This window comes from Kribbella sp. DT2 (assembly GCF_049844575.1).
GTDB lineage: Bacteria > Actinomycetota > Actinomycetes > Propionibacteriales > Kribbellaceae > Kribbella.
This window is the reverse complement of sequence record NZ_JBNCLH010000010.1, coordinates 79,333-102,904: the sequence shown is the minus strand read 5'-3', so window position 1 is coordinate 102,904 and position 23,572 is coordinate 79,333. Positions and strand designations below refer to the sequence as shown.

Below are 23,572 nucleotides of genomic sequence, written 5' to 3'. Positions count from 1 at the left end.
GCTCAAGTACCGGCCCTCGATACCTCCGCGCACGGGGTGGCGGTCGGCTCGAGGCGTCGTACTTCGTCCTGTGGTGGTGTTCGCCTGTGCCGTGTGGGGAGGGTCGGATGAGCGCTCTCCCACGCGGCAGCACGATTCGCCGTGACGCGGGCCTGTACGGCTACGAGCGCGCCCTGCGCCGTGTTGGTCTCGACCCGATCGCTGGTGTCGACGAGGCCGGCCGGGGACCGTGCGCCGGGCCGCTGGTCGCCGCCGCGGTGATCCTGCCCGACGGCAAGCGCGGTCAGATCCCCGAGCTCGCCGACTCGAAGCTGCTCACGGCCAAGGCGCGCGACCGCTGCTACGAGCAGATCCGCGCCCGCGCGCTGGCCTGGTCGGTCGTCTCGATCGAGGCCGACGAGTGCGACCGTCTCGGCATGCACGTCGCGAACGTCCAGGCGCTGCGCCGGGCCCTGTTCCGGCTCGACGTGCGCCCGTCGTACGTGCTGACCGACGGTTTCGGCGTCGACGGCCTCGGCGTACCGGGCCTGGCGATCTGGAAAGGCGATCGGGTCGCCGCCTGCATCGCTGCCGCCTCAGTGATCGCGAAGGTCACCCGCGACCGGATCATGCAGCACTGGGACACCGTCTACCCCGAGTACGATTTCGCGGTCCACAAGGGGTACTGCACGCCCGAGCACCAGGCGGCGCTGGACAAATACGGCCCGTGTCCGCAACATCGACGGCGATTCGAGAATGTCCGCCGCAGTCTGCGGCCCGATATGGGACAGACTGTGACCAGTCCCACCGGAGTGGAGAGCCGATGAGTGAGCGTAGCGAGCGAACAAAGAGCACAGCTGCCCTAGCGCTCACGCCGGAGCCGAGCGCTAGCGAGGTGGAGGCGTGAGCGCTGACGACCTCGAGAAGTACGAGACCGATATGGAGCTACAGCTCTATCGGGAGTACAAGGACGTCGTCGGGATCTTCAAGTACGTCGTGGAGACCGAACGGCGCTTCTACCTGTGCAACGCCGTGGACCTCAAGGTCCGCACCGAAGGCGGCGACGTCTACTTCGAAGTGACGATGGCCGACGCCTGGGTCTGGGACGTCTACCGATCGGCCCGCTTCGTGAAGAACGCCAAGGTCGTCACCTTCCGCGACGTCAACATCGAAGAACTCGCCAAGTCCGACCTGGAAGTCCCCAAGGACTCCGACTTCGGCCGCTGACGACTTTCTGAGCGGGCGCCTCCCCGGAGACGCCCGCTCAGCCCGTCCGCACGCCTGCTCCCGTACGCCGGCCGCCTGTGCCTGCGCGCCTGCCTCCCGCGACATGCCGAGGAGGCCCCAGCCTTCCGCCGCAACGTCTCCCCACGACGAAGCACCTGAGGGTTGTTACTGATCGGCCGGCGGTGCCGGGTCGGGGATGAGGGCGGTGTTGAGCGCGACGCGCAGCCGCCCGGCGTCGCCCTGGTCGGTCAGGTACGGCGCGAGGAGCTCGGCGAAGCCGGCCTGGATCACCGGTAGGTCCTCGGCGGTGACGTACAGCTGCGTCTGCCCGAAGCCGACGTACTCGCGCAGCGCCTGATCCTCGCTCGCGAGGAACCTGTCGAACCCCTCGCCCAGGTGACTGAGGAACGCCAGGAAGGCGCTCTGCAGCTGCCCTTGGCTCATGGTCCGGAGCTCGTCGAGATCAGCGTGCGCCATCCGCTCCCCGAGGGTGAGCGTCCTTTCCGTCGTTCCCCGCACCCGGCGCTCCGCCACGACGGCCAGGATCCCGGCCTCCACCAAGGCGGCGACATGCCGGTAGAGCGTCGCCTGAGTGATCTCGGGCAACGCCGTCCGCAGTTGCGCGGTGGTCAGTTCGCGACCGGCCAACTGCTGGATGATCCGCAACCGCACCGGATGCATCACCACGTCGGCAACCGGCGACCTCTTCGCCATCCCGTCCTCCGATTATTATCACTCTGATAATGTTCTCACTATGATTCAGGCTATCAACGAGGGAGCACCGCCATGGCCGCACTGAGCAACGAGGCGCCGGCGGGCACTCCAGCCGAAGACAGGCGTGTCACTTCGTACGCCGGCGCGCTCGTCGCCGAAGCCCGTACGGCGGTGAACCGATGACCGCGGTGGCGATCCGGGTCTCCGGGCTGACCAAACGGTTCGGCCAGGTCGTTGCGGTCTCTGATGTGACGTTCACAGCCGAAGCAGGCCGGGTGACCGGCTTCATCGGCCCCAACGGAGCCGGTAAGTCCACAACCCTGCGGATGCTCCTGGGTCTGACCAGCGCGGACCAAGGCACTGCGCTGTTCGGTGATGTCGCCTACCGAGACCTGTCGTTACCGACAAGCACAGTCGGAGCGGTGCTGGACATCGCCTCGGCCCACCCGTCCTCCACCGCCCGAGGCCACCTGCGCATCAGTTGCGACCTCGGTGGTCATCCCCGGGACCGCGTCGATCACGTCATCGAAGTGGCCGGCCTCGCCGGCTACGCCGACCGACGGGTCCGCGGCTTCTCGACCGGCATGCGCCAACGACTGGCCCTGGCCACCGCACTGCTCGGCGACCCCGACGTCCTTGTCCTGGACGAACCGTCCAACGGTCTGGACCCGGCAGGCATCGTTTGGCTGCGCACCTTCCTCCGTGACTTCTCCGCCTCAGGCCGAACCGTCCTGATCTCGAGCCACGTCCTCACCGAACTGCAGCACAGCATCGACGACCTCGTCCTGATCAACCAAGGCCAAGTCGCCTGGACCGGCCCGCTGACAGCCTTCGCCACCGAAGGCTCAACCCTGGAAGAGGCCTTCCTCGCCCTGACAACGAAGGAGCAGGTCACGTGATCCCCACCCCACGAGCGGGGAGCGGTCCCCGTCATCCCCGCGCACAGGCCCGGGCAGCGGACGGTGTGAACGCCGGCCATCAGCGCACCCGGACCTACGTCCACACGGACAAGGAGCAGACCGCGTGAAGCAGTTGATTCGTGGCGAGATCACCCGATTGTTCGCGACTCGGCTGCCGCGGTGGGCGGCGCTTGCGGCTGTTGGGTGCGGCGCTGGACTGACCGGGCTGCTCGCGTTCATCGGCCCGGAGCACGCCTCACCGCCGATGCCGGGGATCGATACCCCCGAAGGTGTGGGCATCGTCGTCGGCATCACCGGGGTGCTGCTGTTCGTACCGGCGTTGCTCGGCACGATCGCCGTCACCGGCGAGTACCGGCACCGCACGATCGGAACAACTTTCCTGGCAGTCCCGCGACGAGGCAGGGTCCTCAGGGCGAAGCTGGTGGTCTACGGCGTGTTCGGTCTCGCCTACGGAGTGACCGCGTCTCTGGCCTCCGGGATCGCCTTGACCGCCGCCGTACTGGCGCGCGGAGTCGATCTCCCTGTCTCCGTGGGCAGTCTGGTGACCCTCCTGCTCCAGCTCGCGATCGCGGCGGCCGTCTACATGGTCCTCGGCGTGGGCATCGGGGCCCTCGCCAGAAACCAACTGCTTGCCATCGGCATCGTGCTCGGCTACTTCTACTTCCTCGAGTACGTGCTGATGATCCTCCCTGGCGTCAACGTCATCTACCCGTTCCTCCCCGGAGGAGCGACCGCCTCCCTGACGAGCTTCACCTTCCTCAGCTCCACCATCGCCGACCAGAACTCACTCGGCACCCCAACACTGCTACCGGCCGCCGCCGGCGCCCTGATCCTCGCCGGCTACGCCGCCGCAGCAGCCGGCATCGCCACCCTCGTCCCCCTCCGACGAGATCTCTCCTAACCACCCACGGACAGCCAGCCCGCGCCTCACCCGATAGCCAGTCGCGGCCAACCCGCGCCCCCCGACAGCGGCAGCCGACCCGCATCTCACCCGACAGCCGGTGGCAGCCGACCCGCACCTCACCCGACAGCCGGTGGCGGTCGGCCCGCATCTCACCCGACAGCCGGTGGCGGCCGCCCGCATCTCACCCGACAGCCGGTGGCGGCCGACCCGCGCCTCACCCGACAGCCGGTGGCAGCCAACCCACACCTCACCCGACAGCCAGTAGCAGCCGACCCGCATCCCGTCCGCGCGGCAAGCAGACCCTCCTCCAGCGCGCCCGCGTCAAGCGGACACCTCCCTGCCCCGGGCCGGGTCAGCCCGGGCCGAGCTCGGTCGTGTGGATGGGGGAGCGATTGTGCGGTGCGGGCAGCCAGCGCGCCGCAGCGTAGGCATGGCGCACCGACTAGATGGCGGATCTGGGCCGCGCCTCCGTCGTCGGATGGATCCGTGCTGCGCCTACCTGAGCGCCCGCTTCGCCGGGAGCGATCGAGCGGCGCTGCGCCACGCGGAGTCCGTCTAAGCGTCGGCGTACTGCGTCGCATTGGCACCGCGAAGTGCGGCCGCATCGACTCGGTGGATGGGTGGTTCTAGTAGCAGGGCCAGCTGGAGATGGTTGGGGAGGTGCCGAGGAGGACGGAGTCTCATGGGGGAGTTGGTTGGCTGCCAAGGCCATGGCTGTGAGGCGGCTGTGGCCTTCGAGGACTACGAGTGGGGTGTCGGGGGCGGCTCGTACGCAGATGAGTGGTTCCCATGTGGTGCCGGTGCGGAAGAGGTCGGCTAGGTGCAGGAAGTCTTCGGTGGGGAGGTGGTCGAAGACCAGGCCCCCGTGCCGGATGAACTGGGCTGCGTCAGTAGGGCGGCGGGTGCCGTTGGTCAGGGCGGTCCAGTAGCTGTAGTCGATGTAGAGGATGTTGAGGAACTCTGGAGGGGTGAGCGCCTCCAGTTGCCAGCTGAGTTCTTCTGGGAAGCCGGTGAAGAGTTCGCGGTTCTGGCGGTAGCCCCTGAAGTCGCCGAGGACCTGTCGGCGTTGCTTGTTCTGCACGGGGTCGGAGAGGTCTGCTTGGGTGATCAGCGCCTGTGGGTGACCGAGCTTGGCGAGGGTCTCGGTGAGGGACAGCTTGAAGCGGGGCGAGGTCAGCTCGGCAGCCAGGAAGGTTGCGACCATCTCGTCCTCGGAAGACGGCCGAAGGGTGCGCATGGGTTCATCCTGCCGTCGCATCAGGGGGCGCGTCTTTGGGTGGGGGAGAGGCGCCAGCCGGAGTCCTCGTGGGTGACCAGGTTGGCTTCGGTGAGGGTTTGGAGGCACTCCTGGACGGTGGTGTGGGCCAGGCCGGCGATGGTGGCTATACGGGTGGAGGGGGAGGGGCGGAGGACTGGGACAGCGTCGAGGGTGCGGCGGAGGTCGTGGGTCAGGGCGTCTTCGGGGGTGGGTGGGCTGTGGGGGTAGGCAGTGAGGTGGCGGCCTAGGGGAGCTGTGGCTTCGAGGATGTCGGCTACTGAGGTGGCGAGGGTGGCATTGCGTTCTCGGATGAGGAGGTGGGCGCCGTCGGACATTCGGGACGTGATGGGGCCGGGGACCGCCAGGACCGGGCGGCCACACTGTTCGGCCCAGGTGGCGGTGTTGAGGGCTCCGCTGCGGATGGCCGCCTCGACGACGACCGTGCCTTGGGTGGCGGCGGCGATCAGGCGGTTGCGGGCCAGGAAGCGGAGCTTGGTGGGGGCGCAGCCGGGTGGGAGTTCGCTGACCAGGAGGCCTGTGCCCGCGATTCGGTCGAAGAGGGCTGAGTTGCTCCTTGGGTAGTTGACGTTCACGCCGCAGGCGAGGATGGCGATGGTGGTGCCGGTGCTGGCCAGGGCGCCGCGGTGGGCGGCCGCGTCGATACCGTAGGCACCGCCGGAGACGACGGTGGTGCCTTGGTCGGCGAGACCGGCTGCGAGCTCCGCGGCGGCGTTTTCGCCGTACGAGGAGCAGGCTCGGGAGCCGACCATCGCGACCGAGGTCTGGAGCAGGTGGCGGAGGTTGGGCGTGCCTCTGACCCAGAGACCGTACGGCGTGCCGCCGCGGCGGGCTTGCTGACCGGCCTCGGTGAGCACTTCGATCTGGTCGGGCAACTCGTCATCGCCGGGGATGACGAAGCGGGCGCCGGCCGCGTGAGCCTTGGCCAGGTCCTTGTCGGGGGAGACGTGTGAGAGGCGGGAGGACCAGCGCTCCAGGCCGGGGGCTTTGCTGCGGAGGAGCTCCCAGATCTCCAGCGGGGTCAGGTCGGCGAAGGTCTTCAAGGTGGCTGGGTCGCCTGGTTCGATGACTCGGGACAGCGCCGCTCTCGCCAGTCGTTCCTCGTCGGAGGGCGGATCGGTGAGGGCTGTGGAGGGGGCGTTGCTAGAGGCAACTACCGGGTCGGTGGAACGGTCAGCGCAGGCGAAGCCGCCGGGACGGCTCGGCCGGGCGGGACGGCTCGGCTGGGCGGGGCGACTGGGCTGGGCGGGGCGACTGGGCTGGGCGGGGTGGCCGAGGTGACTCACGTCGGCGAGATTGCCGGGGTGGACGGGCTGAGGATCGGGGGTGTTGGTCATGTGGGGACGGGTTCTCTGAGGGGGCGGGTGTCTTCGAGGGGAGTCAGCGGGGCGCCGGTGCGGAGCTGGAAGGCTTCGTGGGTGAGGGCGGGAGTGGGGACGAGTTCGGCTGCCAGATCGGTGAGGGTCCAGGCGAGACGAACGACGCGGTCGAGGCCTCGGGCGGTGAGGCGGCCTTCGGCGTAATGGGCTTCGAGGATGGACTGGCTGGTGGTGTCGAGCGGGAACTCGCGGCGCAGGACCGGGCCGGGGACCTCGCTGTTGAGCTGCCACGGAGTATCGCGGTAGCGGTGGGCTTGTCGGTCGCGGGCGGCGCGGACGCGGGCTGCCACGTCGGCGGTGGACTCGGGGTGGTCGCCGGTGCCGACGCCTCGGGCGGCGGGGAGGATCTGGCGCTGGATGTCCATCCGGTCCTTGATCGGGCCGCTGATGCGCTGGCGGTAGCGGTTGAGGATCTGGGGTGTGCAGGTGCAGATACCGGTCGGAGTGCCGGACTGGCCACAGGGGCAGGGATTCGCGGCCAGGACCAGGAGGAAGCGAGCAGGGAATTTCGCGACGGCTGCCGCCCGATGAACTTCGACGAAGCCGGACTCGAGCGGCTGGCGCAGGGTGTCCAAGGTCAGCGGATGCATCTCGGGTGCTTCGTCGATGAAGAGGATCCCTCGGTGGGCACAGCTGATCGCGCCCGGACGCGGGACGCCGGAGCCGCCGCCGACCAGGCTGACCAGGGACGCGGTGTGGTGCGGGGCGATGAACGGTGGGCGCGTGACCAGCTCCGCGTCGTTGGTGAGCAGGCCTGCCAGAGAGTGCACGGCCGAGACCTCCAGGGATTGGTCGGTGCCCAGGTCGGGCATCAGGCCGGCCAGGCGTTCGGCGAGCATGGTCTTGCCGGAACCTGGTGGGCCGTAGAGGTACAGGTGATGGCCGCCTGCCGCGGCTGCCTCGATGGCTCGGCGGCCCTCGCGCTGGCCGAGGACGTCGTCGAGGTCGACCTCCGGGACGCGGGTCAGGGACTCCGACATCAAGCGCGGCTCGGCGCGCGGTGGCTCCTCGTCGGGGATCTCTTCGCCGCGGATCATCGCCAGCACCTGCCGCAGCGAGCGCACGCCGTACACACTGATGTCCGGCACGAGGCGGGCCTCGTTGGCGTTGAGCTCGGGCACGATGATGCGGGTGAAGCCGGCGCGGGCGGCGGCCAGCGTCATCGCGAGCGCGCCGCGCACCTCGCGGATCCGGCCGTCGAGGCCGAGTTCTCCGATGATGGCGCAGTGCCGCAGCTCGCCGATCGGGAGCACGCCGCTGGCCGCGAGCAGGGCGCACGCGATCGTCACGTCGTAGTGCGAACCGGTTTTGGGCAGGGTCGCGGGGGACAGGCCGATGGTGACCTTGCGGTCGGGGAACCGTTCACCGCTGTTGACGACCGCCGCGCGGACGCGGTCCCTTGCCTCGGACAACGAGGTGTCGGGAAGGCCGATCAGCGTGGTCTTGGGCAGACCCTGGGCGATGTCGGCCTCGACCTCGACGAGGTGGCCTTCCAGGCCGACGAGAGCGACGGACCAGGCCTGGGCGAGGGACATCAGCCCACGCCCCTCAGGTGCTCGATGGTGGGCTTCGCGCCGCCGGGCGGGACCAGGACGGCGATCACGTCGATCCGGACCTCCGGTGGGCGGAGCTCGTGCTCCTGCAGCCAGCGGCCGACCAGCCGGCGCAGGGTGCTGAGCTTGCGATAGGTGATTGATTCCAGGGGGCTTCCGTAGCCGAGGCCGCGCCTGGTCTTCACCTCGCAGACGACCAGTGCCCGGCCGTCGCGGGCGACGATGTCGATCTCGCCCTGCTCGCAGCGCCAGTTGCGCGCGAGGATCGCGAAGCCCTGCTGGCTCAGATGTTCCGCGGCGAGCTGTTCGCCGTACTGCCCGACTGCGTCCTTGGTCCTCATCGATGACCACCTCCACTCAAGAAGATGCCGGGATCCGCGGTGATCTCGGGGACGACTTCGAAGGCTGTGGACAACGAAAACGCCGGCCGGGCCCGAGGGCCTGGCCGGCGTTGGTGGCGCGGTGGATCAGTTGCGCATGTGCTTGCCGCGGTTGGACTTCGGAGGCGTGCGCTCCGCCTTCAACTCGTTGGGATCGTGGCGGATGACCTGCAGCCCGCCGGTGCCCGGGTCGGTGTCGCCGACCTCGAAGTCCCAGCTCTCCTCGTTGGCCAGGCGGCTGTGCCAGCGGCCGTAGAGGCCGTAGATGGCCAGGCCGATCAGCATCCAGATGCCGAACTTGCTCCAGGTGCCGGTCTTCAGGTTGAGCATCAGCCACAGGGTCGCGGCCAGCGACAGCAGCGGGATCAGCGGAACGAGCGGGACGCGGAAGCCGCGCTCCAGGTTCGGCTCGGTGCGGCGCAGGCGGAGGACTCCGACGGCACAGAACGCGAAGCAGAACAGGGCTCCGATGACCAGCAGCTCCTCGAGCTCGACCACCTTCGGGTAGAGCGTGAGCGCCAGCGCGGCCAGACCGGCCGCCGTGGCCGCGCGGGCCGGCGACGAGTAGACCCGGCTGACCCGGCCGAGGCTCTTCGGCAGCAGTCCGTCACGGCCCATGTTGAACAGCACGCGGCTCTGGGCGATCAGCACCACCATGATCACCGTCGACATCGCCAGCAAGGCACCGAGATTGACCACGTCCGCGGCCCAGCCGACACCGACCGCTTCCATCGCCTCCGAGACCGGGGCGCCACCGCCGAGCTGACCGTACGGCCGCAGGCCGACCAGGACGACCGCCATCGCGACGTACAGGATCGTGACGACCACGACGCCGAGCAGCATGCCCTGCGGGACCGTCTTGCGCGGGTTGCGGGCGTCCTCGGACGCGGTCGCGATCAGGTCGAAACCGATGAAGGCGAACACGATCGCGCTGGCCGCGGTGAAGATCCCCATGATGCCGAACGAGCCGAACGACGAGTCCAGCATCCAGCCCAGCAAGGTCGGGTCCGCGGTCGCGGGCGCCGGGCGCTCCATCGGGACGAACGGCTTGAAGTTCTCCATCTTGATGTGCGTCGCGCCGACCACCACGATCAGCAGGACCACGGCCACCTTGGCCGCCACCACGATGGTCAGCACCCGTGACGAGAGCTTGGTGCCGGTGACGATCATCGCGGTCAGCAGCACTATCAGCAGCGGCGCGACCAGGTTCACCTTGGCCTCGGGGCCGAAGAACTGGGCCAGCCCTTCGGGCAGCACCACGCCGAAACCGTTGAGTGTGGCAAGGAAGTAGGCGGACCAGACACGGGCGACGATCGCGGCGGCGGTGACGAGCTCGAGCACCAGCGCCCAGCCGACCAGCCACGCCCACATCTCACCGAAGGTGACGTAGCTGAACGTGTACGCGCTGCCGGACACGGGGATGGTCGACGAGAGCTCGGCGTAGCACGCGGCCGCCAGCAGGCAGACGAGCGCCGCGACCACGAACGACAGGATGACGGCAGGGCCGGCCACGTTCGCGGCCTGCTTGCCGCTCAGGCTGAAGATGCCGGAACCGATCATCACACCGAGGCCGAGCACGACAAGGTCGCGTCGACCGAACAGACGCGGTAGTCGGTGCCGCGCCTCCTCGACTCGAGTGAACGCCGACTCGACCGGCAGGCGCCGGCCTACGGTCTGTCCGTTCGCTGAGGGGGCCATGGTCAGGGGTGCCTCCGTTGCTACTAGGGCAATCGGGCCGAACAGTAGTCGACCGGGGGACTACGGGCCAGACCTCCTTCGTGTCGCCGCCGCGCGGCTGCTTGCGATGCCGGGGCCGCTCACGCATGGTCGTGCCATGGCACCGGACGACGTCAGCCAAGGGCCCTCCGTACCGGAGGAATTCGCTGCGTTACTGGCTGACTACGAACGGCATCTGGCGGCGGAAAGAGGCCTCAGCGAACATTCGGTCCGAGCGTACATGGGTGACGTCACCGATTTGATCGATCATTTGAATCGGCTTGGTCACGATGAGCTGAGTGCGCTCGACATCCGGGGCCTGCGGTCCTGGCTGGCCAAGCAGCAGAGCCTGGGCAAAGCCCGCAGCACGATGGCGCGGCGGGCCACGGCGGCGCGGGTCTTCACCGCCTGGGCCCAGCGGACCGGGCGGATCGCGACCGATCCGGGCGCTCTGCTGGCCAGTCCGAAGGCGCACAAGACGCTTCCAGGCGTGCTGGGGCAGGCGGATACGCGCGCTGTGCTGGATGCGGCGGCGGTCGCGGCCGATGACGGGAGCCCGCTCGGGCTGCGGGACCTGGCGATCATGGAACTGCTGTACGCGACCGGGATCCGGGTCGGGGAGCTGTGTGCGCTGGACCTGGACGAGGTCGACCGGAACCGGCGGGTGGTTCGCGTGTTCGGTAAGGGGCGTAAAGAGAGGTCGGTCCCGTACGGCGTACCGGCGGGTGAGTCGTTGGAGCAGTGGCTGGCCGTACGGGGGCAGTTGGTCCGGGACGGGAGTGGGGCGGCGCTCTTCCTGGGAGCGCGTGGCGGGCGGATCGATCAGCGGACCGTACGGCGGGTTGTGCACGCTCGGATCGGGGCGGTTGAGGCGCTGGACCTGTCGCCGCACGGGTTGCGGCACACGGCGGCGACGCACCTGCTCGAAGGCGGGGCGGATCTGCGCAGCGTGCAGGAGCTGCTCGGGCACGCGTCGCTGGCGACGACGCAGGTGTACACGCACGTGTCGAGCGAGCGGTTGCGGGCGGCGTACCAGCAAGCGCATCCGCGGGCCTGATCTCGCTGCTGGCGTGGCGGTTCGGGTGGGATCCGGGGCCCGTCGTGGGTGGGGGTGCGGCGGGGTGATGGGCGGCTGGTGGGGGAATGGGGCAGACTGCGGGCCATGCGGGTTTCGGCAAAATCTGACTATGCGTTGCGGGCGTTGATCGAGATCACTCAGCGCTGGGTGGCCAACGATCCCTCGGTGGTGTCGGCGGAGGAGCTCAGCCGGCAGCAGGGCATCCCGCACGGGTTCCTGCAGGGAATCCTGGCCGATCTGCGCCGGGCCGGTGTGCTGACGAGCCAGCGCGGGCAGTCCGGCGGGTGGAAGCTCGCGGTGGACCCGAACGAGATCTCGGTCGCCGACGTGATGCGCGCTGTCGACGGGCCGATCGTGAGCATCTCGGGGGTGCGGCCGGAGAGCGTCGAGTACAACGAGCGCGCTGTCGTGCTGCAGCGGGTGTGGATCGCCGCGCGGGCGAGTCTGCGGGACGTGCTCGAGCACACCACGCTGACGGACCTTGCCAAGGGCAAGCTTCCGGCGGGGGTCGAGCGGCGGTCGAAGGACGAGGACGCGTGGCAGGCGCGGGTGCCGGGGAGTTGAGTGCATTTCTGGTCAGTGGTTTCTGATCAGGATTGTTGCGCCGAGGGTGGCAAGGGCGCTGAGGGTGACGATCACGGTTGGTAGTGGGCTGTGGTGGGCGTCGGGTGGGGATGCCGGTTGCTCGGCATGCGCCGGGGAAAGAGTTGTTGGGGCTTGGGTCGGTAGTTGGGCCGGGGGTGTGGGGAATACCCGGGCTGGTTGGGCCGGGGGTGTGGGGAGTAGGCGGACTGGTTGGGCCGGTAGGAGGTCCAGCGGGTTGAGGTAGGTCTTGCCTTCTAGGAGGCCCCAGTGGAGGCAAGTCGCGGGGGCGCAGTGGGAGGCGGCTGCTGAGAGGTGGCCGATGGGTTGGGACTGTTGGACGGTGGTGCCGGTGGGGAGAGACGGGATCACGGGCTCGTACGTGGTGCGGTGGGGGCCTTGGGTTACTACCACCACGCTGCGGCCTGCTACTGGGCCGGCGAACGTGATGGTGCCGGGGGTGGCGGAGAGGACTGGTTGGCCGGGGGTGCCGGCCAGGTCTATGCCTCGGTGGCCGGGGAGCCAGGGCTTGGGGGGTGGGGTGAAGGCGCGGACGATTCGGGGGCGCGGGTCGAGGGGCCAGGCCGCGTCGGGGGGCGGTGGGACGAGGGGGATCAGCGGGAGCGGGCTCATGCTGTAAAGGTGCAGGTGAGAGGGCGGAATTCGTGGGGTCGATCGGGGCCTGTGGACAGGCTGGGGGCCGGTTCGACCAGGGGTGGTCTTCTCGCGTAGACTTTCTGGTGGCGTCCCACCTCGGTGGGGCGACTTCGCACGCCTGCACACATCCGAATCCCCTTGGTCCCGGTCCGCCGGGGAGGGATTCGCGCGGGCGTCAGGCGCGACGGACCAACCCCGGTCCGGCGCGGGACAACCGAGACAGCGTCACCGAGACGGGTAACCCGTGCGGGACGCGACAGGAGAGAACCACGTCATGGCCGTCGTCACCATGAAGCAGCTGCTCGAGAGCGGCGTGCACTTCGGGCACCAGACCCGCCGCTGGAACCCGAAGATGAAGCGCTACATCCTCACCGAGCGCAACGGCATCTACATCATCGACCTGCAGCAGTCGCTGTCCTACATCGACCGCGCCTACGAGTTCGTCCGGAGCACCGTCGCCTCCGGCGGCGCGATCCTGTTCGTCGGCACCAAGAAGCAGGCCCAGGAAGCGATCGCTGAGCAGGCGACCCGCGTCGGCATGCCCTACGTGAACCAGCGCTGGCTGGGCGGCATGCTCACCAACTTCCAGACCGTCAACAAGCGGCTCCAGCGCCTCAAGGAGCTCGAGCTGCTGGACTTCGACGACGTCGCCGCCTCCGGCGTGACGAAGAAGGAGCTGCTGCAGAAGCGTCGCGAGCACGACAAGCTGCTCAAGACCCTCGGCGGCATCCGCGACATGGGCCGGGTCCCGTCCGCGGTCTGGATCGTCGACACCAAGAAGGAGCACCTCGCGGTCGACGAGGCGCGCAAGCTCAAGCTGCCGATCATCGGCATCCTGGACACCAACTGCGACCCGGACGAGGTCGACTTCCCGATCCCGGGCAACGACGACGCGATCCGCTCGGTCGGCCTGCTGACCCGCGTGGTTGCCGACGCCGTCGCCGACGGTCTGATGTCGCGTGGCGGCCAGGGCGCTGCGGCGGCCGGCGAGGAGCTGGGCGCCGAGGAGCCGATGGCTGCCTGGGAGCGCGAGCTGCTGGAGAGCCAGAACGCCGCCGCGGCCGCTCCGGCCAAGGCCGACGAGGCTCCGGCCGCGCCGACCGAGGCTCCGGCCGCTGCTGAGGCCCCCGCTGCTGAGGCCCCGGCTGCCGAGGCCACCGAGGCCCCTGCTGCCGAGGCTCCGGCTGCTGAGGCCGCCGAGACCGAGGCTCCCGCTGCTGAGGCTCCGGCCGCCGAGGCCACCGAGGCTCCGGCCACCGAGGCTCCGGCCGAGGCCGCTGCCGACGAGGCGCCGAAGACCGAGAGCTGATCCCGTTCCGGGCCGCCGACTCCCTGACACCGGCCGCCGGGACCCGCGAGGGTCCCGGACCGGCGAGCAGGAAGCGGTGGCCCGGACCAGGAAAGGCCCGGACCGCGAGGTCTGGATCAAGCCCCGGATCCCAGGATCCGGGCGCACGATCCGCCAGTACGACGGCCGCCCGAGCGAAAGCGCGGGGTCACCGGCCAGCCGGTCTGGAACCAGCACGACGGCCGCTCGGGCGAAAGCCCGGGGTCACCGGCCACCCGGTCTGGAACCAGCACCATGGCCGCCCAGGCGAAAGCCCGGGACCATCGGTCAGCCGGTCTGGAACCAGTACGACGGCCGCCCGTGCGAAAGCACGGGACCATCGGCCACCCGGTCTGGAACCCAGCCCGACGGCCGCCCGAGCGAAAGCCCGGGACCACCAGCCACCGGTCCGGAAAACTCGAAGGCTTCACCAGGATCGACAAGGTTCCGCAGCCCAACGGGCCCGGAACCCCGATCGCCCGGCAACGCTTCGGCACCCGGGCGGCGACCCATCCAGCTGATCGCACCGACTAGATCGAGAGAACGAGGAATGGCGAACTACACCGCCGCTGACGTGAAGAAGCTCCGCGACGCCACCGGCGCGGGCATGATGGACGCGAAGAAGGCGCTCGAGACCACCGACGGCGACTTCGAGAAGGCGATCGAGGAGCTGCGCATCCACGGCGCCGCCAAGGCCGCCAAGCGTGGCGCCGAGCGGTCGGCCTCCAACGGCCTGATCGCCGCCGCCGAGAACGCGCTGGTCCAGCTGAACTGCGAGACCGACTTCGTCGCCAAGAACGAGCAGTTCCAGCAGCTCGCGGCCGACATCGTGGCGCACGCCGCGGCCAGCAAGGTCGGCGACGTCGAGGGCCTGCTGAACGAGAAGCTCGCCGACGGCAAGAGCGTCGCCGAGAACATCGAGGCGCTCGCCGCGGTCATCGGCGAGAAGCTCGAGCTGGGCAAGGTCGCCGTGTTCGACGGCAAGGTCACCGCCTACATGCACAAGCGTGCGGCCGACCTGCCGGCCCAGGTCGGCGTCCTGGTCGAGTTCGAGGGCGACGACGTCGAGGCCGCCCGTGGCGCCGCCATGCAGGCTGCCGCGATGCGCCCGCTCTACACCACCCGCGACGAGGTCCCGGCCGAGACGGTCGAGAACGAGCGCCGGATCGCGGAGGCGACCGCTCGCGAGGAGGGCAAGCCCGACGGCGCCCTGCCGAAGATCGTCGAGGGCCGGGTGAACGGCTTCTTCAAGGAGATCGTGCTGACCGAGCAGTCGTCGGTCCAGGACAGCAAGAAGAGCGTCAAGGCCGTTCTCGACGCGGCCGGCGTGACCGTGAAGCGGTTCGCCCGCTTCGAGGTCGGCGCCTGACCGTCATCGGTTAGGGCGAAACAGCACAGCATCATCGACGAGGAGGCCGGAATCGTGACGGAAACCCTGGGGACCGAGACGAGTCCGGCCTCTTCGCCACCGGCTTACCACCGGGTCCTGCTCAAGCTCTCGGGCGAGGTGTTCGGCGGCGGCAAGCTCGGCGTCGACCCTGACGTGGTGAACTCGATCGCCAAGCAGATCGCCGAGGTGGTCCGGGCGGGCGTCCAGGTCGCCGTCGTGGTCGGCGGTGGCAACTTCTTCCGTGGCGCCGAGCTGCAGCAGCGCGGGATGGAGCGCAACCGCGCAGACTACATGGGCATGCTCGGCACCGTGATGAACTGCCTGGCGCTGCAGGACTTCCTGGAGAAGCTCGGCGTGGAGACACGGGTTCAGACCGCGATCACGATGGGTCAGGTCGCCGAGCCGTACATCCCGCGCAAGGCCGACCGGCACCTGGCCAAGGGCCGGGTCGTGATCTTCGGCGCCGGGTCCGGCATGCCGTACTTCTCCACCGACACCGTCGCCGCCCAGCGCGCGCTGGAGATCGGCGCCGAGGCGCTGCTGATGGGCAAGCAGGGTGTGGACGGGGTCTACGACTCCGACCCCAAGACGAACCCGGACGCGGTGAAGTTCGACCAGCTGTCGTACGACGACTTCCTGGCCCGCGGTCTGCGGGTCGCCGACGCGACCGCGATCAGCCTGTCCCGCGACAACGCGCTGCCGATCGTGATCTTCGGCCTCGAGGAGGGCAACATCGCCCGGGTCGTGCGCGGCGAGAAGATCGGGACGGTCGTCTCCCCGGGGCAGTAGGTCCCCGCGTCAGCGCGCCGGGGTACTAGGATCACCGACACGCGGACCACGTCCGCGGACCGGTCCACCAGCGTTCGTAGGGTTTGAGCGGCCGCACCGACGCGGCCCCGAGGAAGCGAGGAATGTCGTGATCGACGAAGCACTCCGCGAAGCCGAGCAGAAGATGGCGAAGGCCGTGGAGGTCGCCAAGGACGACTTCGCCGCGATCCGCACCGGCCGGGCGCACCCGTCGATGTTCTCGAACATCGTGGCGGACTACTACGGTTCGCCGACGCCGCTGCAGCAGCTGGCCGGCTTCCAGGTCCCCGACCCCCGGACCGTGCTCATCTCGCCGTACGACAAGGGCGCGATGGCGGCGATCGAGAAGGCGATCCGCGACTCCGACCTGGGCGTGAACCCCGGCAACGACGGCTCGGTGATCCGGGTCTCGATGCCGCAGCTCACCGAGGACCGCCGCAAGGAGTTCATCAAGGTCGCCAAGACCAAGGGCGAGGACGCGAAGATCTCGGTCCGCTCCATCCGCCGGCACGCCAAGGACCAGATCGACAAGTCGGTCAAGGACGGCGAAGCGGGCGAGGACGAAGGCAAGAGTGCTGAGAAGCGGCTGGACGGGATGACGAAGAAGTACGTCGACTCGATCGACCAGCTGCTCAAGCACAAGGAAGCCGAACTGCTCGAGGTGTGATGGGCCTCGACCAGAGCCCGCCTGTGCCGAGCCGCGCCGGGCGGAACCTGCCGGCGGCGATCGGTGTCGGCGTCGCCCTCGGCGCGGTGATCATCGGGTCGCTGCTCTGGCAGAAGTCGCTGTTCGTGCTCGTGGTGCTCGCCGCGGTGCTGGTCGCCGTCGACGAGATGATCCGCGCGCTGAAGACCAGCGGCGCGGTGATCCCGCGCGTCCCGGTGCTCGTCGGTACGACGGCGATGCTGGTCGCGGCGTACTTCGGTGGCCCGATGGCGCTGCTGGTCGGCCTCGCGCTGACCGTGCTGGCGACGATCTTCTGGCGGATGCCCAGCGGCTCGATCGGCTTCGTCCGGGACGTCACCGCCGGGGTGTTCCTGCTCGCCTATATCCCGCTGCTCGCCGGCTTCGCCGTCCTGCTGGTCCAGCCGGACGACGACGGGCCCCAGCGGGTGGTGACGTTCTTCCTGGTCGTGGTGGCCAGCGACGTCGGCGGTTACGTGGCCGGTGTGCTGTTCGGCAAGCACCCGATGGCTCCGACGATCAGCCCGAAGAAGTCCTGGGAGGGCTTCGCCGGTTCGACGCTGGCCTGCATCGGCGCCGGCATCGGCTCGGTCGTCTGGCTGCTCGACGGCCACTGGTGGGCCGGCGCGATCGTGGGTGCCGTCGCGGTGCTGACGGCAACGGTCGGCGACCTCGGCGAGTCGATGATCAAGCGCGACCTCGGCATCAAGGACATGTCCAACCTGCTGCCCGGCCACGGCGGCGTGATGGACCGGCTCGACTCCCTGCTGGCCACAGCCCCGGTCGTCTGGCTGCTGCTGCACCTCTTGGTTTGACCGGTCGCCGTTCCGGAGGTTGGCTGGTTCCATGACCATCGCTCCGGACGGCCGCCCGCTGATCGGCGACCTCGTACGCCTCGACCGTTTTGTTGCCGCTGACACCGATCAGCTGTACGCCGCGATCGACGACGACCGGGTGTACGCCGCGGGCTTCAGCGGCGGGCCCGCCGGTCGCCCGGCCGGGGTCGAGGAGATGCGCGTCAAGTGGACGAAGGCGACCCAGGCCCGGACGGCGTACGTCGTACGGCTGGCTAAGGACTCCGCGGTGGGGGCCGAGGGCACCGTCGTCGGTACGACGAGCCTCGGTGACGTCGACCTGGCCAACGAGCGGATCCACCTCGGCTGGACCGGCTACGCGCCGGCCGTCTGGGGGACAGCGGTCAACCCGGCGTGCAAGTTCCTGATGCTCCAGCACGCGTTCGAGGACTGCGGGTTCAACCGGGTCAAGATCCAGACGAGCCTCGTCAACACCAGGTCGCAGGCCGCGATCGCCAAGCTCGGTGCGACCCGCGAAGGCGTGCTGCGCCGCCACGTCAAGCAGCCCGACGGCAGCTGGCGGGACACGGTCGTCTTCTCGATCCTGTCCGACGAGTGGCCCGACGTACGGAAGGGTCTGCTCGCCCGCATCAGTGGGTGAGCTCGGCGAGCAGGCGGTAGCTCTCCAGGAGCTCGGCGCGGTCGAACGTGTTGGTCGTGATCAGCACCTCGTCGGCGCCCGTTCGCTCGACCAGCCCGCCCAAAGCCGCGTCCACCTCGGCCGGAGTTCCGTAGATCTGGCCCTGCAACGACTGCTCGAAGAAGCCACGCTCCTTCGAACTCATCTCCCGCCGCAGGGCCACGGGCTCCAGCGGCGGAAAGACGCCACGGGTCCGCGAGTACGCACTCGACCAGGCCTCGGGCAACAGCAACTGCCGAGCTGCCTCGGTCGTCGAGGCAACAGCCGCAGTAGCCGCCAGTACGACGTACGGCCGCTCAGCCCAGACCGAAGGCACAAAGCTCGACCGGTAGGCAGCCAGCGAGTCGACCAGAGCAGACTCACCACGCACGCCGGCCATGACCAGCGGCAAGCCCAGTGAGGCCGCGAGCTGGGCGCCTTCCCCGACAGCCAGCACGTACGCCGGTACGCGCAGCCCTTCGCCGGGCCGCGCATGGACCTGCAGGTGGTTCTGCTGCGTACCGGTGAAGAACCCGAGCAGCTCACGCACCTGGTCGACGAAGTCCTCCGCCGCGTCCTTTTCGACGCCGAGCGCCCGGCGGATCCCGTTGGTGAAGCCGACCGAGCGGCCGAGGCCCATGTCGATCCGTCCGGGGTACAGCGACTCCAGTACGCCGAACTGCTCCGCCACGACCAGCGGCCGGTGGTTGGGCAGCATCACGCCGCCGGTGCCGACCCGGATCCGTTCGGTGGACGCTGCGACGGCCGCGGCCAGGACAGTCGGGGCTGAGCCGACCACTCCGGGCACGCTGTGGTGCTCGGACACCCAGAACCGGTGGTAGCCGAGCTGCTCAACCTGCTGCGCGAGCCGGACCGTCCCACGCAGGGTCTCCGCCTCGGTCTCGCCCACGCGGGTCCGCGATCGGTCCAGCACGGACAGCGGCACACCACGCAGCGAAGAAGTCATGATGTCCAGTTCAACGGCGCCGGCAGGGCCGGTCATTCCGCGCGAGAAAAGAAGCACCCATGAAAACCAGTCAGTAGTTAGTTCTTTACATCGCCAGCGAATGCGACTGCACTGGGTGCTGGGATGGCCACGCCCGGCCATCGGGGGCGACTGTGAGGAGCTGAGATGAGCAAGAAGGCGATAGCCGTGCTCAGCGGTCTGGTGCTGACCGGCGCGTTGCTGATGCCAACAGCAGGCCCGGCGGTAGCCGGGCCAGCAGCGGAGCCGGTAGCCACCAAGGCCGTGCCCAGCGGTGCCACGACGACGCTGACCGCCAAGACGCTGCAGGTCGACTTCCAGTACCAGGAGACCGGCTACTGGTGCGGTCCGGCGGCGACGCGGATCGCCTTGTCGGCGCGGGTCACTCCGCCGAGCCAGCAGCAGCTGGCCAACGAGCTGCCCACCACGACGAACGGCACCGACTGGATCGGTCAGGTGACGCGGGTGCTCAACAACCGCGTCGGCACCGGCTGGTACGAGACCAAGGAGATGCCGAACGACCCGCCGACGCAGGCGCAGCGCGACCTGCTGTGGAACGACATCGTGCTCGACATCGACAACAACTACCCGATCGTGGCCAACATCGTCGCTCCGGCCGGCAACCACCCGCCGGGCTACCCGAACTACACGATCTACCACTACTTCACCGTGATCGGGTACGACTCCGCCGACATGACCGTGCTGATCGCCGACCCGGCCGGCTTCGCGCCGACGGCGACGTACTGGCTCACCTTCAACCAGCTCGCCACTCTGATCCCGCCGAAGGGCTACGCCGCCTGACGGTACGCTCCTCGGACTGACGTGCCCGAGGCCTAGGAGACGTGGACGGATGACCCGACTGTCCTGGTGGTGGCCGCCAGGACGGTTCGGTCCAGCGGCCCTGCTGGTCGCCGTGCTGTGCGCGCTGACGGACTCGGCCGTTCTGCTGCGGCCCAGCCCCGCGCTGGACGGTTGGAAGCCGATCGCCGCGCTGGGAGCGCTGATCCTGGTCGACCTGGCGCTCGCACTGCCACCGCGGTGGGCGGGCTGGGTCGCGGCGGCGCACGCCGTCGCACTGGTCACCAGTCCCTTGCTGCTGCCCGACCGGGCGGTCGCCGAGCCCGAGATGAACAACCTGGGCGCGTGGGTGGCGGCGTTCCTGGCCGGGGCGTGGCTGCGGACCCCTGCGGCCGTGGCGGCGCTGGCTGCTCTGGCCGCCGGGGGACTGGTCAACCAGGCGGTTGACGACTGGCCCGCAGTGCTGGTGATCACCGGAGCCGGTGTCCTGCTGCCCGGGCTGCTCGGTCGCCTGACGACGACGCGCCGGACGCACCTGACGGAGCTGGAGCACCTGACACGCGAGCGGGAGGCGGCGATCCAGGAGGCCGTCGCCAACGACCGGGGTGCGATTGCCAGGGACCTGCACGACGGGCTCTCGCACCACATGAGCGCCATCGCCGTGCACGCCGGCGCTGCCAGGCTCAACCTCAGTAGCGACACCAAGGACCAGCGAGCCGCCGTACAGCAAGCAGTGACCGCGGTGGAGACCGCCGGCCGCTCCGCCCTGCTCGACCTGCGCCGCCTGCTGGATCTCCTGCACAGGCCGTACGACGAGTCCGACCGCCAGCCGGGCCTGCAGAGCCTCGACACCTTGCTCGACGGGGTCCGGTCGGCCGGACTGAAGGTCGAGGCGATCGTCCAGGGACCGCAGCGCGAGCTGCCCGCCTCGCTGGACGTCGCGCTCTACCGGATCGTGCAGGAGGCCCTCACCAACGCACTGCGGCACGGCAGCGGGGATGATGCGGTGGTGAGTCTCAGCTACGGATCGCGCGAGATCGAGGTCGCCGTCAGCAACGGTCTGACTGGGCCCGGGCAGTGGACGGCCGGTCGTGGTCTGGCCGGGATCCGTGCCAGGGCTCAGGTTTTCGGCGGCGACGTCAGCTACGGCCCGGACGGCTCGCGCTGGCACCTGCGCGTACGCCTTCCGGTGGAGCAGGGATGACGGTCAGCGTCCTGCTGGCCGACGACCACGGGATGTTCCGCTCCGGGGTGCGCGCCGTACTGGCCACCCAGCCCGATCTCGAGTGCGTCGCCGAGGTCGGTGACGGGCACGAAGCGGTTGCCGAGAGCAACAGGCTGCGGCCGGACGTCGCGCTGATCGACGTCAGGATGCCGCGGCTGGACGGACTGGCGGCGACCCGCGCAATCCTGTCCGGGCCCGGCAACCGGACGCGGGTCCTGGTGCTGACGACGTACGACTCCGACGAGTACGTCTACCGCGCGCTCGACGCCGGGGCGAGCGGGTTCCTGCTGAAGAGCCTGCCGCCGGAGGAGTTGCTGGCGGCGATCAGGATCGCGGCCCGGGGTGACGCGCTGATCGACCCGTCGGTGACCCGGCGGCTGGTGGCGAGGTTCGCCGCAACCTGCGCCCCCACGCCGACCGCGCCGGGACTCGATCGACTCACCCCGCGCGAGCGCGAGGTCCTGGTGCTGATCGCCGACGCGCGGTCGAACGCCGAGGTCGCCGCCGCGCTCGGCGTGGGGGAGGAGACGGTCAAGACCCACGTCTCCCGGGTGCTGTCGAAGCTCGGGCTGCGCGACCGGGTGCACGCCGTCGTCTACGCCTACCGCCACGGGGTGGCATCCCCCGGACGGGGGATGCCGGATCCCCCGTCGCCGTGACGACTCCAGGGCCGCACGGCCCTAGATTCGGCGGCGATGAGAATCCTCCTCCTGCTGGCCGGCGTGTTGTTGCTGCAGGCAACCTCGCTGGGAACAGCAGCCGCCGACGGTGGCCCGACCGGCCAGGACCAGTCCTTCGCACAGTCCCTCGGTGACCGCGAGCTGACCGTGATCGTCCGTCGCGTCGAGACGATTCCCGGTCCGCTCCGCGTCGACGTCGTGACGCACCGCGGGACTCCGCCCGGCACCCTGACGCTCGCCCTCGTCCCACGGGACGCCGCCGATAATTTGTCGGCACCCGGCCAGGCCACGGCCCACGCGAACGTCCAGCTCGGCCCGCGTCCGGACCTGTACGGCGCCACGCTAAGAGTGGATCGGCCCGGTCCGTGGGAGCTCGAGCTCTCCGACGGCCGACGCACCGCGCGGATCCCGTTCGCCCTGCCCGCCAAGGTGATCCCGCCGGCCGAGCGCGTAGCGTACGGCGGGTTCGTCGCGGCCGGTGGTTGCCTGCTGTGTGCGCTGTTCGCAGCGACCCGGGGACGACGCGCGGGAGTCGCGATGGTCGCCACCGGCGGCATGATCGCGGCGATCGCCGTGGCCGTGACCGGTGCGTTGCTCTCGCCAACCATCAGACCGCCGGCGGCCCCCGGCAGCGAGACCGACGCGACTCTCGCGAACACGCGTGCCCCGTACGCACCCGTGCCACGCGGCGACCTGGCGCGACCACCGGTCAACATCCAGGTCCAGGCGCCCAGAGCAACCATCGGTCGCCGTACCGAGATGCGTCTGCTGCTCACCGACGGCGCAACCGGACGCCCGGTCGACGATCTGCTACCGCACCACGGAGCGCTGATGCACCTCGTGGTGATCAGCCCGGCCGGCCAGATGTCGCACCTGCACCCGATCCGGGTCGCCGCGGGGGAGTACCGCGTCGAGCTCACCCCGTACGACGCCGGCCGCTTCGCCGTGTCCGTGGAGCTGGCCCGCCGAGGCGGCGGCACGCAGCTGATCCGCCCCACCGGCTTCACCGTCGCCGGACCAGCGCAACCACCGCAAACACCTGAGCCACCAGGCACCAGAACAGTCGACGGCACCAAGCTCACCATCACCACCGACCGCCTCGCGGCCGGAAGCGCGACCACGATCACCGTGACCGTCGACGCCGCCTTGCAGCTCTGGCTCGGAATGCAAGGCCACCTGATCGTCGCCGGACCGGTCACCGGATCGGGGTTCGACCAGGTGCCGGTCTGGCTGCACGGCCACGCGATGGCCCCCGGCCCGGTGACGGCGAACCCGCCCGACGAGACCGTCGCGGCGTTCGGCCCGGAGGTGCGGTTCACGACCACCTTCCCGTACCCGGGCCGCTACCACCTCTGGATCCAGGTCGAACGGGACTTCGCGGTGCTCACCGTTCCGCTCGTCCTCGACGTACCGCTCGCGAACGGAGAACAACGATGAACAGACGCACGCTGACCGGTGCGGTGATCGCGGTCGTCGCCGGATCAGCGATCTTCCTGGTCACCCGAGGACCTGACCAGGAGGTCTCGACCGGCGGCTCGGAGGACTACTCCGTCCGCATCGTCCGGGACGGACCGAGCGCCGATCCGTGGACCGTCGAGGTCGCCGATCGCGCGGGCAAGCCGGTCACCGTCGATCAGGTCACCCTCGACCCGTCGATGCCGCAGATGGGGCACGCGACCGAGCCGGTCACCGCGACGCTCGAGGAGCCGGGCCGCTACCGGGCCGAAGGCGTCCAGCTGCCGATGCCGGGCCAGTGGGAGATCACCGTGCGGTTGCGCCGCGGGGCGACCCACGAAGAGATCGTCGTTCCCGTCCAGGTCACCAAGTAGAGAAGGAT

The 23,572-nt window shown here is 69.6% G+C and carries 25 protein-coding genes; 17 read left to right on the top strand and 8 right to left on the bottom strand.

Annotation, left to right across the window (positions count from 1 at the left end; genetic code table 11):
* Positions 1-107 precede the first annotated feature (107 nt).
* On the top strand, positions 108-806 hold the full coding sequence (locus ACLQ2O_RS34575; RefSeq protein WP_425840419.1) for a ribonuclease HII: 699 nt from the start codon (positions 108-110) through the stop codon (positions 804-806).
* A gap of 76 nt (positions 807-882) precedes the next feature.
* Positions 883-1,206 carry a DUF2469 domain-containing protein gene (locus tag ACLQ2O_RS34570; protein WP_012922325.1) on the top strand — a complete coding sequence of 108 codons (324 nt, stop codon included), beginning with the start codon at positions 883-885 and terminating at the stop codon, positions 1,204-1,206.
* Positions 1,207-1,371: 165 nt separating this feature from the next.
* Here the strand turns inward: ACLQ2O_RS34570 and ACLQ2O_RS34565 are convergent, their stop codons facing one another.
* Positions 1,372-1,920, bottom strand: a complete 549-nt coding sequence (locus ACLQ2O_RS34565) for a helix-turn-helix domain-containing protein (protein ID WP_425840414.1) — start codon at positions 1,918-1,920, stop codon at positions 1,372-1,374.
* Positions 1,921-2,099: 179 nt separating this feature from the next.
* Between ACLQ2O_RS34565 and ACLQ2O_RS34560 the strand changes: the two genes are divergently transcribed.
* The gene (locus tag ACLQ2O_RS34560) at positions 2,100-2,819 is read left to right on the top strand and encodes an ABC transporter ATP-binding protein (protein ID WP_425840411.1); all 720 of its coding nucleotides are present in this window, start codon (positions 2,100-2,102) and stop codon (positions 2,817-2,819) included.
* A gap of 124 nt (positions 2,820-2,943) precedes the next feature.
* Complete coding sequence (locus ACLQ2O_RS34555) at positions 2,944-3,741, top strand: ABC transporter permease subunit (RefSeq protein ID WP_425840409.1); 798 nt, start codon at positions 2,944-2,946, stop codon at positions 3,739-3,741.
* A 445-nt stretch (positions 3,742-4,186) separates the two neighbouring features.
* On the opposite strand, the gene ACLQ2O_RS34550 is transcribed toward ACLQ2O_RS34555, so the two are convergent.
* The 5 genes from ACLQ2O_RS34550 to ACLQ2O_RS34530 form a co-directional block, all read right to left on the bottom strand.
* Positions 4,187-4,981, bottom strand: a complete 795-nt coding sequence (locus ACLQ2O_RS34550) for a hypothetical protein (RefSeq protein ID WP_425840406.1) — start codon at positions 4,979-4,981, stop codon at positions 4,187-4,189.
* A gap of 20 nt (positions 4,982-5,001) precedes the next feature.
* The gene (dprA, locus tag ACLQ2O_RS34545) at positions 5,002-6,357 is read right to left on the bottom strand and encodes a DNA-processing protein DprA (RefSeq protein ID WP_425840403.1); all 1,356 of its coding nucleotides are present in this window, start codon (positions 6,355-6,357) and stop codon (positions 5,002-5,004) included.
* On the bottom strand, positions 6,354-7,934 hold the full coding sequence (locus ACLQ2O_RS34540; RefSeq protein WP_425840400.1) for a YifB family Mg chelatase-like AAA ATPase: 1,581 nt from the start codon (positions 7,932-7,934) through the stop codon (positions 6,354-6,356). Before ACLQ2O_RS34540 ends, dprA begins: the two co-directional genes overlap by 4 nt.
* Positions 7,934-8,293, bottom strand: a complete 360-nt coding sequence (locus ACLQ2O_RS34535) for a YraN family protein (RefSeq protein WP_425840397.1) — start codon at positions 8,291-8,293, stop codon at positions 7,934-7,936. The genes ACLQ2O_RS34540 and ACLQ2O_RS34535 overlap by 1 nt, the downstream gene beginning before the upstream one ends.
* Before the next feature lie 126 nt (positions 8,294-8,419).
* Positions 8,420-10,030 carry an APC family permease gene (locus ACLQ2O_RS34530; RefSeq protein ID WP_425840394.1) on the bottom strand — a complete coding sequence of 537 codons (1,611 nt, stop codon included), beginning with the start codon at positions 10,028-10,030 and terminating at the stop codon, positions 8,420-8,422.
* Between the two features lie 136 nt (positions 10,031-10,166).
* Here ACLQ2O_RS34530 and ACLQ2O_RS34525 point away from each other — a divergent pair, with 136 nt between their 5' ends.
* Both ACLQ2O_RS34525 and ACLQ2O_RS34520 read left to right on the top strand, forming a co-directional pair.
* Positions 10,167-11,105, top strand: a complete 939-nt coding sequence (locus ACLQ2O_RS34525) for a tyrosine recombinase XerC (RefSeq protein ID WP_425840391.1) — start codon at positions 10,167-10,169, stop codon at positions 11,103-11,105.
* Positions 11,106-11,210: 105 nt separating this feature from the next.
* A complete protein-coding gene (locus ACLQ2O_RS34520) occupies positions 11,211-11,690 on the top strand; it encodes an RrF2 family transcriptional regulator (protein WP_425840388.1) in 480 nt (159 codons plus the stop codon).
* A gap of 12 nt (positions 11,691-11,702) precedes the next feature.
* On the opposite strand, the gene ACLQ2O_RS34515 is transcribed toward ACLQ2O_RS34520, so the two are convergent.
* The gene (locus ACLQ2O_RS34515; protein WP_425840385.1) at positions 11,703-12,341 is read right to left on the bottom strand and encodes a peptidoglycan DD-metalloendopeptidase family protein; all 639 of its coding nucleotides are present in this window, start codon (positions 12,339-12,341) and stop codon (positions 11,703-11,705) included.
* A 298-nt stretch (positions 12,342-12,639) separates the two neighbouring features.
* Between ACLQ2O_RS34515 and rpsB the strand changes: the two genes are divergently transcribed.
* From rpsB to ACLQ2O_RS34485, 6 genes are all read left to right on the top strand, one after another.
* The gene (rpsB, locus tag ACLQ2O_RS34510) at positions 12,640-13,674 is read left to right on the top strand and encodes a 30S ribosomal protein S2 (RefSeq protein ID WP_425840382.1); all 1,035 of its coding nucleotides are present in this window, start codon (positions 12,640-12,642) and stop codon (positions 13,672-13,674) included.
* A 568-nt stretch (positions 13,675-14,242) separates the two neighbouring features.
* Positions 14,243-15,061, top strand: coding sequence for a translation elongation factor Ts (gene tsf, locus ACLQ2O_RS34505; protein ID WP_425840380.1), 819 nt, complete (start codon positions 14,243-14,245; stop codon positions 15,059-15,061).
* 54 nt (positions 15,062-15,115) lie between these two features.
* Positions 15,116-15,871, top strand: a complete 756-nt coding sequence (gene pyrH / locus ACLQ2O_RS34500) for a UMP kinase (RefSeq protein WP_425840377.1) — start codon at positions 15,116-15,118, stop codon at positions 15,869-15,871.
* Between the two features lie 130 nt (positions 15,872-16,001).
* The gene (gene frr, locus ACLQ2O_RS34495; RefSeq protein ID WP_425840983.1) at positions 16,002-16,556 is read left to right on the top strand and encodes a ribosome recycling factor; all 555 of its coding nucleotides are present in this window, start codon (positions 16,002-16,004) and stop codon (positions 16,554-16,556) included.
* On the top strand, positions 16,556-17,389 hold the full coding sequence (locus ACLQ2O_RS34490; RefSeq protein ID WP_425840374.1) for a phosphatidate cytidylyltransferase: 834 nt from the start codon (positions 16,556-16,558) through the stop codon (positions 17,387-17,389). Before frr ends, ACLQ2O_RS34490 begins: the two co-directional genes overlap by 1 nt.
* A 31-nt stretch (positions 17,390-17,420) precedes the next feature.
* Positions 17,421-18,029, top strand: a complete 609-nt coding sequence (locus ACLQ2O_RS34485; RefSeq protein WP_425840371.1) for a GNAT family N-acetyltransferase — start codon at positions 17,421-17,423, stop codon at positions 18,027-18,029.
* Here the strand turns inward: ACLQ2O_RS34485 and ACLQ2O_RS34480 are convergent.
* Entirely contained in the window at positions 18,019-19,014 is a 996-nt protein-coding gene (locus ACLQ2O_RS34480; RefSeq protein WP_425840368.1) for an LLM class flavin-dependent oxidoreductase, read from the bottom strand. The genes ACLQ2O_RS34485 and ACLQ2O_RS34480 overlap by 11 nt on opposite strands.
* 165 nt (positions 19,015-19,179) lie before the next feature.
* Here ACLQ2O_RS34480 and ACLQ2O_RS34475 point away from each other — a divergent pair, with 165 nt between their 5' ends.
* Genes ACLQ2O_RS34475 through ACLQ2O_RS34455 form a run of 5 tightly spaced genes read left to right on the top strand, consistent with a single transcriptional unit; the run spans position 19,180 to position 23,564 of the window.
* Positions 19,180-19,833 carry a C39 family peptidase gene (locus tag ACLQ2O_RS34475; protein ID WP_425840365.1) on the top strand — a complete coding sequence of 218 codons (654 nt, stop codon included), beginning with the start codon at positions 19,180-19,182 and terminating at the stop codon, positions 19,831-19,833.
* A gap of 49 nt (positions 19,834-19,882) precedes the next feature.
* The gene (locus ACLQ2O_RS34470) at positions 19,883-21,034 is read left to right on the top strand and encodes a sensor histidine kinase (protein ID WP_425840362.1); all 1,152 of its coding nucleotides are present in this window, start codon (positions 19,883-19,885) and stop codon (positions 21,032-21,034) included.
* Positions 21,031-21,714 carry a response regulator gene (locus tag ACLQ2O_RS34465; RefSeq protein ID WP_425840359.1) on the top strand — a complete coding sequence of 228 codons (684 nt, stop codon included), beginning with the start codon at positions 21,031-21,033 and terminating at the stop codon, positions 21,712-21,714. The genes ACLQ2O_RS34470 and ACLQ2O_RS34465 overlap by 4 nt, the downstream gene beginning before the upstream one ends.
* A 36-nt stretch (positions 21,715-21,750) precedes the next feature.
* Positions 21,751-23,172 carry a hypothetical protein gene (locus ACLQ2O_RS34460; protein ID WP_425840356.1) on the top strand — a complete coding sequence of 474 codons (1,422 nt, stop codon included), beginning with the start codon at positions 21,751-21,753 and terminating at the stop codon, positions 23,170-23,172.
* Positions 23,169-23,564 (top strand): FixH family protein, encoded by a 396-nt coding sequence (locus ACLQ2O_RS34455; protein WP_425840354.1) that lies wholly within the window; start codon positions 23,169-23,171, stop codon positions 23,562-23,564. The genes ACLQ2O_RS34460 and ACLQ2O_RS34455 overlap by 4 nt, the downstream gene beginning before the upstream one ends.
* Positions 23,565-23,572 lie beyond the last annotated feature (8 nt).